This is a genomic window from Candidatus Levibacter sp. Uisw_134_01, assembly GCF_047717795.1.
GTDB lineage: Bacteria > Pseudomonadota > Alphaproteobacteria > Puniceispirillales > Marisalimonadaceae > Marisalimonas.
On record NZ_CP159808.1, the window covers coordinates 383,281 to 395,634 of the forward strand.

Sequence of the window (12,354 nt, forward strand, 5' to 3'; positions counted from 1 at the left end):
AAATTTTAAAAGAATAAAAGGAAAAAAATGAATAATTTCGGAAAAAATATTGCAGTTTGGGTAATTATCTCCCTCGTATTAGTTGCAATCTTTAACGTGTTCCAAGGGTCATCGTCTCAGAATACTACTAATGCAATAGCTTACTCTGATTTTTTAGCAAGGGTTAATGCTGGTGAAGTAAGAGAAGTTAGTATTCAAGGTGACAAAATTTCTGGAGCATCTAGTAGTGGTGTTCCTTTTTATTCATTAATTCCTAAAGAAGAAGAATTAGCTAACAAATTGTCTGAAAAGGGAATTAAAGTTACTTCTGAGCCAATCGAAAATGGAATGCCTGGAATATTCTCTGTTTTAATATCATGGTTTCCTATGCTCCTTTTTATTGGTGTATGGATTTTCTTTATGAAACAAATGCAAGGTGGTTCAAAGGGGGCTATGGGATTTGGAAAATCTAAAGCTAAACTTTTAACAGAGCATAGGGATAAGGTTACATTTAAAGATGTGGCAGGCATTGATGAAGCTAAATCAGAGTTGGAGGAGGTAGTAGAATTTTTAAAGGATCCAGCTAAATTTCAAAAACTAGGCGGTAAAATACCAAAAGGAGTTCTACTTGTTGGCCCTCCTGGAACAGGTAAAACGCTTTTAGCTAAAGCTGTTGCGGGTGAAGCTGGTGTTCCTTTTTTTACGATTTCTGGTTCTGATTTTGTTGAAATGTTTGTGGGTGTTGGAGCGTCTAGAGTTAGAGACATGTTTGAGCAAGGAAAAAAGAATTCACCATGTATTATATTTATTGATGAAATTGACGCAATGGGTCGTCATAGAGGTGCAGGCCTTGGGGGAGGTAATGATGAAAGAGAGCAAACATTAAATCAGTTGTTAGTAGAAATGGATGGATTTGAAACTAATGAAGGAGTTATTTTAGTAGCTGCCACTAATAGACCTGATGTACTTGATCCAGCATTGTTAAGACCAGGAAGGTTTGATAGACAAGTTGTTGTTCCAAACCCTGATATGATTGGTAGAGAGAAGATTTTAAAAGTGCATATGAAAAAAGTCCCTTTATCATCTGATGTAATTACTAAAACCTTAGCAAGGGGTACACCTGGATTTTCAGGTGCTGACTTGGCAAACTTAGTTAATGAAGCTGCTTTGCTTTCTGCTAGAAAAGGTAGAAATAACGTTAGTATGATTGAATTTGAAGAGGCTAAAGACAAAGTTATGATGGGATCTGAGAGAAGGTCTATGGTTATGACGGAGGATGAAAGAAGATTAACTGCTTATCACGAGGCAGGACATGCAGTTATTGCAGTTTACTCTCCAGCAAGTGATCCTATACATAAAGCAACAATTATTCCGCGTGGAAGAGCTCTTGGAATGGTAATGAGATTACCTGAAGGTGACCGTGTTTCCATGGCTAAAGATAAGCTTTTTGCAGATTTAAGAGTAGCATGTGGTGGAAGAATAGCCGAAGAAATGATATTCGGTAAAGAAAAAGTGACTACTGGTGCCAGCTCTGATATCAGAATGGTAACAGATACAGCTAGGCGAATGGTTACTGAATGGGGTCTTTCAGAAAAATTAGGATTTCTAGCTTACGAAGCTAATGAGCAGGAAGTATTTCTTGGAAGATCAGTTTCTCAACAAAAAAATCTTTCTGATAATACAGCATCAATAGTTGATAATGAAATTAGAAGAATAGCGGACTCAGTATACTCTGATGCTGAGAAAATGTTAAAGAAATACTCTAAGCAACTAAAAAAAGTTGCAGAGGCCTTGTTAGAATATGAAACATTAGATGGAAAACAAATACAAGATTTGTGTAAAGGGCTAAAAATGTCTATAAAAAAGTCTGTAGATAATACTCCTCCTAAGGCAAAGAAGCCAAAAAAGAGAGCCGGCATACCATCCACTAATGCAAAAGGAACAATTGTTACTAATGAAATAGATAATTCTTAATTGTAACTATTTATTATAAGGCATTAAATGAGTGTTTTGGAAAGAAATAGATATCTTTTAGCACAGCCTTTTTCTAAAAATGTAGAAACATATGTATGTCCTATATCAAAATCAAAAAATGAAGTTTCAGATGGTTTAAAAATAGCTGGTGGTTGGCGTTTTTTTAATGAATTAAGGGTAATACAAAAAAAAGAAAATGTTTTTTCTGAATCTATAATGACGCCTTTAAAATTAATAGAAGAAGCTAAAAACGAAAGTAAAGAAGCTCTTCAAGAAGCCGAAAATGTAATTGACTCTATAACTAATAAAAGACTTTCTTTTTCAAACCTTAATATGTCTCAACCTCATGTTATGGGCATAATTAATTCAACTCCAGATAGTTTTTATAAGAAAAGTAGATCAACTAACTCTAGTTTTGCTATTAAAAAATCAAATCAGATGATATCTGATGGAGCATCAATAATTGATATAGGAGGAGAATCATCAAGGCCAGGAGCTAAGAAAATATCAATTGAAGAAGAGATGCAAAGAGTTATACCATCTATAATTGATTTTAAAAAGAATAATTTAGTTACTCAAATTTCCTTGGACACTAGGAATTTACCAACAATGAAGTTAGGCCTTGAGAGTGGAGTAGATATTATTAACGATATCTCAGGATTTGAAGACCATAATAAAATTAAGTTTGTTTCAAAATTTAATTTGCCTGTAATTGTAATGCATATGCAAAATGAACCCAATAATATGCAAATTGACCCAAAATATAGTTTTGCACCTATTGATATTTATAAAATTTTATCAAAAAGAGTTAATCTATTAATCCAGATGGGAGTTAATAAATCCAATATAGTTGTAGATCCTGGAATCGGTTTTGGAAAAAATATATATCATAACTTAGAAATTTTAAGAAATGTCTCACTTTTCCACAGTTTAGGCGTACCAATTCTAATTGGATTAAGTAGAAAAACTTTTATTCACGAAGTTGTAGTAAAAGGGTATAAATATGAAGGAATTACTAAAAGGTTAATTAGTCCAACTAAAAGGTTGAGCGGCTCCCTTGCTTTTGCTATGCATGCTTATAAAAATGGAATACAAATAATAAGAACACATGATGTGTTTGAAACAAAGCAAGCAATTATTTGTCAGGAAACTATGAATTAAAAGGCCAAAATGAATAAACTCTACTCAAATAGTAATCAAAGATTATTTGGAACAGATGGTATAAGAGGAACAGTTAATGCCGGAAAGGTGACTGCTTTAACGGCAGTTAATTTAGCTATGGCAGCTGGTGAGTACTTTTATGGAAAAGCTGGAACGAAGAAATCAAGAGTTTTAATTGGGAAAGATACGCGATTATCTGGATATATGCTTGAACCTGCGTTAGTTGCAGGCTTTACTAGTGTTGGTTTAGACTCAATTACTACGGGGCCTTTGCCTACTCCTGCTATTGCTCATTTAACAAGAGTTTTAAGGTGTGATCTAGGTGTTATGATATCTGCATCACATAATCCTTATGAAGATAATGGGTTGAAATTATTTGGAGCTGATGGATTTAAATTAAATGACGAAGTAGAAAATGAAATTCAATTGCGAATGGAAAAAGGACCAACTTTAGCTAAGTCGGAACTTTTAGGTAGGGCAAGAAGAATGGAAGATGCTATTGGTAGATACTCAGAATTTGTAAAACAAATACTGCCAAAGCATCAGGATTTAAATGGTATGAAAGTTGTTTTAGACTGTGCGAATGGGGCATCATACAAAGTAGGGCCAGAGGTCCTCTTTGAACTTGGTGCAGAAGCAATAGTTATTGGTGTTAAGCCTAATGGTAGAAATATAAATCTTGATTGTGGTGCGATGTTTCCTAATAAAATGGCAAATACAACTAAGTTAGAAGAAGCTGATTTAGGAATAGCTTTAGATGGTGATGCTGACCGAGTTATTTTCTCTGACGAAAATGGAGACATTATACATGGTGATCAAATAATTGCTTTGTTAGCAAAAGAAATGAAAATAAACAATGAGTTAAATAATGACAGGGTTGTAGGAACCTTGATGTCAAATTTAGGATTAGAAAATTTTTTAAAAGACTTAAAAATAAATCTTTATAGAACTAAAGTTGGAGATCGTTATATATTAGATGAAATGATAAAATCAAATAGTAAACTTGGAGGTGAACCGTCAGGACATATCCTACTAACTGACTTTGCAAAAACTGGTGATGGTTTATTAACAGCAATTAAAGTTTTATCACTATTGAAAAAATCAGGCATGAAAGCATCTGAATTTTTAAGACCATTCAAACTAGTTCCTCAATCATTGAAAAACCTAAAAAATATAAATAAAGAGGTTTTGTCTAATGAAACTGTTACTAAATTAGTTAATAAAAAACAAAAATTGTTAGGAAATAATGGAAGAATTTTGTTAAGAGCTTCAGGCACAGAAGATCTGATTAGAATTATGGTTGAAGCTGAGAATAAAGATCAAGTTGCAGAAGTAACTAAAGACATTGCGGATAAGATTATCGAACAAAATGATATCCTCAAAAATAAATAACTTATCAAGCACTGTTTTAGTGATTGCAGGGTCAGACCCTAGTGGTGGCGCAGGTATACAAGCTGACTTAAAAACGCTAACCAGTCTTGGTGTTTATGGTATGAGTGCGATTACAGCACTAACTGTTCAAAATACAAAAGGTGTTTCTGAAATTCATGAAATACCAATAGATATTGTGAAAAAACAGATACAAGCATGCTTGTCAGATATAAATACTGATACGATTAAAATAGGAATGATGCATAACGCAGAACTAATTATGGGGATATATGAAACTTTTGAAAATCAGAACGTAATTAAAAATAAATCTACTAAAATTATCTTGGACCCTGTTATGGTTGCTAAAGGTGGACATAGACTCCTTAAAACAGATGCAATCGATGCATTAAAAATATTTATTAAAAAATTTAAACCTATTCTAACTCCAAATATTCCAGAAGCAGAAATATTAACGGACACCAAAATTCAAAATATAAGCGATATGGAAAAAGCTGGTAATCTAATTCTTAAACTAGGGGCGAGCCATGTTATTTTAAAAGGTGGACATCTTGAAAGCAAAGAAATAACCGATATTTTAATAGATTATAATGGTTCCCATAAAATCCAAGCTATTAAAAGTAACACTATGCATACACATGGGACAGGCTGTACAATGGCATCAGCATTTTCTGCAGGAATAGCAAAGTCATTTGATATTAAGGATGCTTTTGAAATGGCTCATTCTTATGTTAATAAGGCAATATTATCCGCCCCAAAATTTGGAAATGGTCATGGACCTATAAACCATTGCCATTCTATTAATGTGTTTCAATATTAAATATTTGATTAATTTTTTTATACCATTGGAAAATTTCATCTTCTTTGTCTAACAAATTGCACGAACTGCAGGTGTAAACCCATTTAAAATTTCCAAAAAAAATAAAGTCTTCTATTCCTGGATTAGACCCTGAAATAAAACCATTTTTTTTAATAAGTGACCTCATTGGATTAATTAAGTTTCTAAACTTTTTAATTGAATCAGAAATAACGGGTACGAATTTTGTGATAGGTCCCTTAATGCGTTCTTCTCTTGTAACAATATAATGGTCTAAATCATCACCTTCTAGAATATTAGGTATTTCATGAGCTATAATTTTGAATAGAATTGGCAAAATTTGTCTTGACGTCCAATGATATAAAAAGTGAGAAAAATTTTTACTTGTTTCGTTAACAAAAAGCTTTGGATTTTCATAATTTTCATCTAGCCAATTAATTATATTCCAAGAATCAGATATATGACCGTTTTGATGTTTTAAAACTGGAACTAACTGTTGATTAGAAAACGAAATTTTATTTTTTTCAGAAAATCCAACAGCCACAGTTTCAAAATCAATATCTTTATAAAATAAACATAATTTTACATTCCAGCAAGGTGGGCTAAATCTGAGATCATTTTTTCCGGCCAATTCATACAATGTTATCATTAATTCAACCTATAATATTAAAAAACTTTTTTGCTAAAATTTAATAGAGTATTGACAAATTCCTTATAATCATTAAGTAGAATATCGGGCCGCTGTTTCCCAACAAACAGTAACATTTATAGAGGTTAATATGACCATTCCATTAGTCAAGCCAATTCGTCCTGAATTTTCATCTGGACCATGTGCTAAAAGGCCTGGGTGGTCTTTACAAAATCTTAATAACGCCAACTTAGGCAGATCCCACAGACACAAAATTGCAAAAAGCAAATTAGAAACAGCTATTACGTTAACAAAATCTGTGCTTGAAATCCCTAATGATTATATTGTTGGAATTGTTCCGGGTTCTGATACAGGAGCTATTGAAATGGCAATGTGGAACTGTTTAGGGGCTAAACCTGTTGAAATATTAGTTTGGGATAGTTTTGGATCTGATTGGGCAAATGATATCAAATCTCAACTTAAAATTAGCGAATTATCTATTTCAAAGGTAGATTATGGTAGATTACCTAATTTATTAAATAAAAAATTTACAAGTGACATTGTTTTTAACTGGAACGGAACAACAGCTGGTGTTTGTGTCCCAGATGTTGATTGGATAGATGATGATCGTGTTGGGCTTACCATATGTGATGCGACTTCAGCTGCATTTGCCATGAATATTGACTGGTCAAAATTAGATGTTACTACATTCTCTTGGCAAAAGTGTTTAGGTGGTGAAGGTGGACATGGTATGATTATATTATCTCCTAAAGCTGTTGAAAGAATTAATTCATATAACCCTCAATGGCCGATACCCAAATTATTTCAACTTAAAAAAAATGGTAAATTAAATATTGATATTTTCTCTGGCTCCACAATTAATACCCCTTCAATGCTCTGTGTTGAAGATTATATAGATGCTCTAAACTGGAGCATAGAAATTGGTGGATTGGCAGAACTTATAAAAAGGTCAAAAAATAATTTAAACATAATTGCCGAATGGGTTTCTAAATCTCATTGGGTAGATTTTTTATCTGAAAACTTTGATACAGTATCTAATACATCTATTTGTTTAAAATTAATTGACCCAAAAATAATTAATCAATCATTGGAAGTTAAAAATAATATTGAAAAAAATATTATCAAACTTTTAGAAGATGAGAATATAGCTTTTGATATAGGCAGTTATAGATCAGCACCTCCTGGACTAAGAATATGGGGAGGACCAACAGTAGATAATGATGATGTTAAAAAATTATTACCTTGTTTGGATTGGGCCTATGACAAGACTTTAAAAATACTAAAATTAATTTAAATTTTGAGGATAAAGCTATGCCAAAAGTATTAATAAGTGATAAATTAAGTGAATCAGCTATTGAAGTTTTCAAAGAAAATAAAGTAGAAACATCTTATATGCCTGGTATTGAAAAAGAACAATTATTAAAAATTATTGATCAATATGACGGATTAGCTATTCGATCTGCTACGAAGGTCACAGAAGAAATTTTTAATAAAGCAAAAAGTTTGAAAATTGTTGGTCGTGCTGGCATAGGTACAGATAATATTGATAAAATAGCAGCAACTAAAAATGGTGTTATAGTTATGAACACACCTTATGGAAATGCAGTAACTACTGCTGAGCACGCTATAGCTCTTATGATGTCTTTGGTTAGGATGATACCAAGAGCCGATGATTCTACGAGACAAGGGAAGTGGGAAAAATCAAAGTTTAATGGTACAGAAATAACAGGAAAATATTTGGGTCTAATTGGTTGTGGTAATATAGGTTCAATTGTTGCTAATAGAGCAATAGGTTTAAAGATGAAGGTTTTAGCGTTTGATCCTTTTTTATCAAAAGAAAAAGCATTTGAATTAGGTGTTGAAAAAGTAGAATTAGACTATTTATTAAAAAACTCTGATATTATATCTTTGCACACACCTTTGACAGATGATACTAAGAATATTATTTCATCAAAAGCAATAAGCATGATGAAAAAAGGTTCAAGGATTGTTAATTGTGCTAGAGGTGGTTTAGTTGACGAAGTTGCGTGCAGAGCTGCGTTAGAAACTGGCCATTTAGCAGGAGCTGCTTTCGATGTTTTTACTGTAGAACCTGCTAAAGAAAATATTTTGTTTGAAGCTCCCAACCTAATTGCGACACCTCATTTAGGAGCGGCTACTTTAGAGGCACAGGAAAATGTTGCTATACAAATAGCACAGCAAATGTCTGACTATCTCAATACGGGTGCTGTTGTTAATGCTCTTAATTTTCCAAACGTAACTTCAGATGAAGCGCCAATATTAAAACCATATATTAAACTTGCGTATCTTTTAGGTTCATTTTTGGGACAAGTTACACAAGAAGGTGTTAAGAGTATAAAATTAGAATTAGATGGGAAAGCTTCAAATATTCAAGATCTGCCTTTAATGGCAAGTGCCTTAGTAGGTATTTTGGAACCTACATCAGCAGCTGTTAATAATATCAATTCTGCTTCAGTTGCAGCAAGTAGAGGTATAAATTTATCAACAATAAAACACGAAAGACGTTGTGATTACGAAACTTTAGTAAAAATAACTATTCGTCATGAAAAAGGCGAGAGAACAATATTAGGTACTTTAATAGCGGGTAACAAGCCTAGAATTGTTAGTATTCAAGGAATACCAATTGAGTCAGATTTTCCTAAAAATGCTCTTTATTTAAGAAATTACGATAAACCTGGATTTATTGGTGATCTAGGCAATGCATTAGGTAGCCAAAAAATTAATATTGCATCATTTCATTTAGGCCGTCGTGATGTAGGTGGAGAAGCGATAGCATTAGTAGAAGTTGATGAAGCTATTAACGATAAAATAGTTTCTGAAATCAAATCCTTACCTCAAGTAGCTCGAGTTAATTCAATTTGTTTTCAATAAACTTTATTTATAAAAAACAAGAAAAATTATTAGATAGATTATTAACTTTGTTATATAAAATATAATTTAATCTAATTAAGGCTGATATAATGATTAGTTCATCAAGTAAAAAGGGGCTATTGCCAGCTGGCTTGAGTGACATACTGTATCCCGACGCTCGTATTCAAGCAAAAACCATAGAAAATCTGTTAGATGTGTTCTCAAATTATGGATATATGAGAGTAAAGCCTCCACTAGTTGAATATGAAGATAGTCTTCTGTCAGATGGACCAGGTGCAGTATTGAAAGATTCAACTTTTAGGATTATGGACCCACTATCACAAAGAATGATGGCTTTAAGATCTGACGTCACTGCCCAAATTTCCAGGATTGCATCTACACGTTTATCACATTTACCTAGACCACTTAGATTGTCATATTCTGGCGACGTTTTAAGAGTAAAAGGTGATAGTTTTAATTCGGAACGTCAAAAAACTCAGGTAGGTGCTGAACTAATTGGTCCAAAGTCAGAATTAATAGATTCTGAAATTATACTTGTTTGTTCACAATCACTAAAATCAATAAATATTAGAAATATTACAGTTGATTTAAATTTACCGTTTTTAAGGGATTTGTTTTTAGATGGAATTGAAAATTCTCTAAAAGAGAAAATCAATGAAGCAATAGATAGAAAAGATTCACAAACATTAAAAAAATTAAAATTTAATAACTTAGATATTATTTTGAAATTTATGGAATGCACTGGAAATTATGAAAATGGTATTAAGAAGTTATCTGAATTAAAATTAGACGGAATTCTTTTACAAGCAAGAGAATACTTATTAAAAGTCATTAATATTATTAAAGAAAATGATAATTCTATAAATATTTCTATTGATCCACTTGAAAACAGAGGATTTAAATATCATACAGGTTTAACATTCACAATTTTTTCTGAAATGTTTAAAGGTGAGATTGTAAAAGGTGGAAGTTATAATACTCTATCGGGCGAAACGGCAACTGGCTGCACAATATACACAGAAAAATTTAATAGTTCACCAGTATCCTATCAGCAAAATGATTTGGTTTACATACCATATTTAAATATGATGGAAGCAGATAAAGTTATCAAAAAAGGTTTTGGTGTTGTCTTTGGAAGTAACCTAAAGAACAATTTTGATAAAGAGGCAACTGAATTGAAATGTAAATATATATGGAAAAATAATACCATAGTGAAATTAAAATATTAAGATTTAATAATTAAATTAAGGAATTTTCGATGAGTAATGTTATTGTCATTGGTACACAATGGGGAGATGAAGGCAAAGGTAAAATAGTTGATTGGTTGTCTGAAAAGGCTGATTTAGTTGTAAGGTTTCAAGGAGGTCATAATGCTGGGCATACTCTTGTTATAGATGGTAATGTTTTCAAATTATCACTGTTACCCAGTGGTATTGTCAGGGATAATACTGTTGCTCTCATTGGTAACGGTGTTGTAATTGATCCATTTCACTTAATAAAAGAAATTAAACAACTAGAAGAAAAAAATATTAAAATCTCTTCAGAGAATTTAATTATTTCTGACGCAGCTTTCTTAATTTTACCTATACATCAATTAGTTGACGAAGTTAGGGAAAAAAATAATGGCTCCAAAAAAATAGGAACTACTGGGCGAGGAATTGGTCCTTCTTATGAGGATAAGGTAGGTAGAAGGGGCCTAAGAATATGTGACTTTTTGAATAAAGAATATTTTGAAAGTAAGTTAAAAAAACTTTATGATTTTCATAATATATGGTTGACTGCAATGAATGAACCTAAACAGAATTATAATGAAGTTATAAAGGAAATTTGGAGTATTGGACAAAAAATTATTCCATTTACTAAACCATCATGGGAAATTATATATAATTACAAAAATAGACTTTCAAATATTTTATTTGAAGGAGCTCAAGGTACTTTTTTGGATATTGATCATGGAACTTATCCTTTTGTAACTAGTAGTAATACAGTTTCTTCTCAAGCAGGAATTGGTTCTGGAGTTGGGCCTACATCTATGGATTACACTCTTGGCATAACTAAGGCTTATACAACTAGGGTTGGTTCAGGGCCATTTCCATCGGAAGATAGTGGAGAAAATGGTATTAAGCTAGGTGAAAATGGTCATGAGTTTGGAACAGTTACCGGAAGAAAAAGACGTTGTGGTTGGTTTGATGCAATTTTAGTAAAACAAGCTGTAGCTTTATCAAGCATTGATGGTATTGCTTTTACAAAATTAGATGTATTAGATGGATTTAAAGAAATTAAGATTTGCGTCGGTTACACTTTAGATGAAAAAAACATTGATTATTTACCTACCTCTACTCTTGAACAAGAAAAGGTTAAACCGGTCTATGAGATAATGAAAGGTTGGGAAGGGTCTATAGCAGGTGTTCAAAGTATAGATTTATTGCCTAATGAAGCAAAAGATTATATCAAAAAAATAGAAACTTTAATAAATTGTAAAATTATAATGATATCAACCAGTCCTGAGAGGGTGGATACTATATATTTAGAAAATCCTTTTGAGTTCGTTTAGAAATATTATTAATTCTATATTAACTTAATTTCACTAGCCTTTAATTTCATAGCTTCTTGAAGTTTTTCAAAAGCTCTATTTTCGATTTGTCTTATTCTTTCACGGCTTACTTTATACTCTTGAGATAAATCTTCTAGTGTCATAGGATTATCAGTTAAACGTCTTTTTATTATTATATCCTTTTCTCTACTTTTTAATAGATTAAGTGCATCAATCATTAATTTACTTCTTATAGTTTTTTCTTCATGTTTTTCAAAAAGAGTTTCTTGATTTTCTCGATCATCTGTAAGTAGATCTTGCCATTCAGTTTCCTCACCATCATTCTTGTTCATTTGTGCGTTTAGTGAATGGTCACCGCCTAACATTCTTCTGTTCATGCTTATTACATCATCTTCAGAGACATCAAGGCTTTTAGCAATATGATTAACTTGATTAGGAGATAAATCACCATCATCAAGAGCATTAATTTTACTTTTAATTTTTCTTAGATTAAAAAAAAGTTTCTTTTGACTAGCAGTAGTTCCTATTTTAACCTGAGACCAAGATCTTAATACAAATTCTTGGATAGCAGCCTTTATCCACCACATAGCATAGGTCGCTAGTCGAAAACCCCTTTCAGGATCAAATTTCTTTACAGCATGCATCATTCCTATGTTGCCTTCAGCAATAAGATCAGCAACTGGTAATCCATAACCTCGATAACCCATAGCAATTTTGGCAACTAATCTTAGATGACTCGTTACAAGTTTGTGAGCAGCTTTTGTATTATTTTTATCAAGCCAATCTTTTGCTAAGTTGTACTCATCCTCAGCAGTTAACATAGGAAATTTTTTAATTTGGTCTAAGTATCTACCCAGATTATTATCAGGTGATATTAGAGCTACACTACTTGCTTCACTTTTGATCATCTTTAACTCCTGGTTATTTATATAAGCTTAT

10 protein-coding genes are annotated in these 12,354 nt (G+C 32.0%); 8 read left to right on the forward strand and 2 right to left on the reverse strand.

Annotated elements, in window-relative coordinates; all coding sequences use genetic code 11:
- The first annotated feature begins 27 nt into the window (after positions 1-27).
- Genes ftsH through thiD form a run of 4 tightly spaced genes read left to right on the forward strand, consistent with a single transcriptional unit; the run spans position 28 to position 5,323 of the window.
- Positions 28-1,953, forward strand: a complete 1,926-nt coding sequence (gene ftsH / locus ABXT66_RS02100; RefSeq protein WP_443644014.1) for an ATP-dependent zinc metalloprotease FtsH — start codon at positions 28-30, stop codon at positions 1,951-1,953.
- A 27-nt stretch (positions 1,954-1,980) separates the two neighbouring features.
- A complete protein-coding gene (gene folP, locus ABXT66_RS02105; RefSeq protein WP_443644015.1) occupies positions 1,981-3,114 on the forward strand; it encodes a dihydropteroate synthase in 1,134 nt (377 codons plus the stop codon).
- Positions 3,115-3,123: 9 nt separating this feature from the next.
- A complete protein-coding gene (glmM, locus tag ABXT66_RS02110; RefSeq protein WP_443644016.1) occupies positions 3,124-4,506 on the forward strand; it encodes a phosphoglucosamine mutase in 1,383 nt (460 codons plus the stop codon).
- On the forward strand, positions 4,484-5,323 hold the full coding sequence (gene thiD, locus ABXT66_RS02115; protein ID WP_443644017.1) for a bifunctional hydroxymethylpyrimidine kinase/phosphomethylpyrimidine kinase: 840 nt from the start codon (positions 4,484-4,486) through the stop codon (positions 5,321-5,323). The genes glmM and thiD overlap by 23 nt, the downstream gene beginning before the upstream one ends.
- On the opposite strand, the gene ABXT66_RS02120 is transcribed toward thiD, so the two are convergent.
- Positions 5,304-5,969: a glutathione S-transferase N-terminal domain-containing protein gene (locus ABXT66_RS02120; RefSeq protein WP_443644018.1), complete on the reverse strand. Its 666-nt coding sequence runs from the start codon at positions 5,967-5,969 to the stop codon at positions 5,304-5,306. The genes thiD and ABXT66_RS02120 overlap by 20 nt on opposite strands.
- A gap of 130 nt (positions 5,970-6,099) precedes the next feature.
- On the opposite strand from ABXT66_RS02120, the gene ABXT66_RS02125 reads away from it, so the two are divergent.
- The 4 genes from ABXT66_RS02125 (at position 6,100) to ABXT66_RS02140 (ending at position 11,415) form a co-directional block, all read left to right on the forward strand.
- On the forward strand, positions 6,100-7,263 hold the full coding sequence (locus tag ABXT66_RS02125; protein WP_443644019.1) for a phosphoserine transaminase: 1,164 nt from the start codon (positions 6,100-6,102) through the stop codon (positions 7,261-7,263).
- Positions 7,264-7,280: 17 nt separating this feature from the next.
- Entirely contained in the window at positions 7,281-8,861 is a 1,581-nt protein-coding gene (gene serA, locus ABXT66_RS02130; RefSeq protein WP_443644020.1) for a phosphoglycerate dehydrogenase, read from the forward strand.
- An 89-nt stretch (positions 8,862-8,950) separates the two neighbouring features.
- Complete coding sequence (locus tag ABXT66_RS02135) at positions 8,951-10,090, forward strand: ATP phosphoribosyltransferase regulatory subunit (protein ID WP_443644021.1); 1,140 nt, start codon at positions 8,951-8,953, stop codon at positions 10,088-10,090.
- A 29-nt stretch (positions 10,091-10,119) separates the two neighbouring features.
- Positions 10,120-11,415, forward strand: coding sequence for an adenylosuccinate synthase (locus ABXT66_RS02140; protein ID WP_443644022.1), 1,296 nt, complete (start codon positions 10,120-10,122; stop codon positions 11,413-11,415).
- Between the two features lie 14 nt (positions 11,416-11,429).
- On the opposite strand, the gene rpoH is transcribed toward ABXT66_RS02140, so the two are convergent.
- Positions 11,430-12,323: an RNA polymerase sigma factor RpoH gene (gene rpoH, locus ABXT66_RS02145; RefSeq protein ID WP_443644023.1), complete on the reverse strand. Its 894-nt coding sequence runs from the start codon at positions 12,321-12,323 to the stop codon at positions 11,430-11,432.
- Positions 12,324-12,354 lie beyond the last annotated feature (31 nt).

Excerpts from the sequence above, each read along its gene's own strand:
- rpoH (WP_443644023.1), bottom strand. The coding sequence starts at position 12,323 with ATGATCAAAAGTGAAGCAAGTAGTGTAGCTCTAATATCACCTGATAAT.
- thiD (WP_443644017.1), top strand. The coding sequence starts at position 4,484 with ATGATATCCTCAAAAATAAATAACTTATCAAGCACTGTTTTAGTGATT.
- ABXT66_RS02135 (WP_443644021.1), top strand. The coding sequence starts at position 8,951 with ATGATTAGTTCATCAAGTAAAAAGGGGCTATTGCCAGCTGGCTTGAGT.
- ABXT66_RS02125 (WP_443644019.1), top strand. The coding sequence starts at position 6,100 with ATGACCATTCCATTAGTCAAGCCAATTCGTCCTGAATTTTCATCTGGA.
- serA (WP_443644020.1), top strand. The coding sequence starts at position 7,281 with ATGCCAAAAGTATTAATAAGTGATAAATTAAGTGAATCAGCTATTGAA.
- ABXT66_RS02120 (WP_443644018.1), bottom strand. The coding sequence starts at position 5,969 with ATGATAACATTGTATGAATTGGCCGGAAAAAATGATCTCAGATTTAGC.
- folP (WP_443644015.1), top strand. The coding sequence starts at position 1,981 with ATGAGTGTTTTGGAAAGAAATAGATATCTTTTAGCACAGCCTTTTTCT.
- ftsH (WP_443644014.1), top strand. The coding sequence starts at position 28 with ATGAATAATTTCGGAAAAAATATTGCAGTTTGGGTAATTATCTCCCTC.
- glmM (WP_443644016.1), top strand. The coding sequence starts at position 3,124 with ATGAATAAACTCTACTCAAATAGTAATCAAAGATTATTTGGAACAGAT.
- ABXT66_RS02140 (WP_443644022.1), top strand. The coding sequence starts at position 10,120 with ATGAGTAATGTTATTGTCATTGGTACACAATGGGGAGATGAAGGCAAA.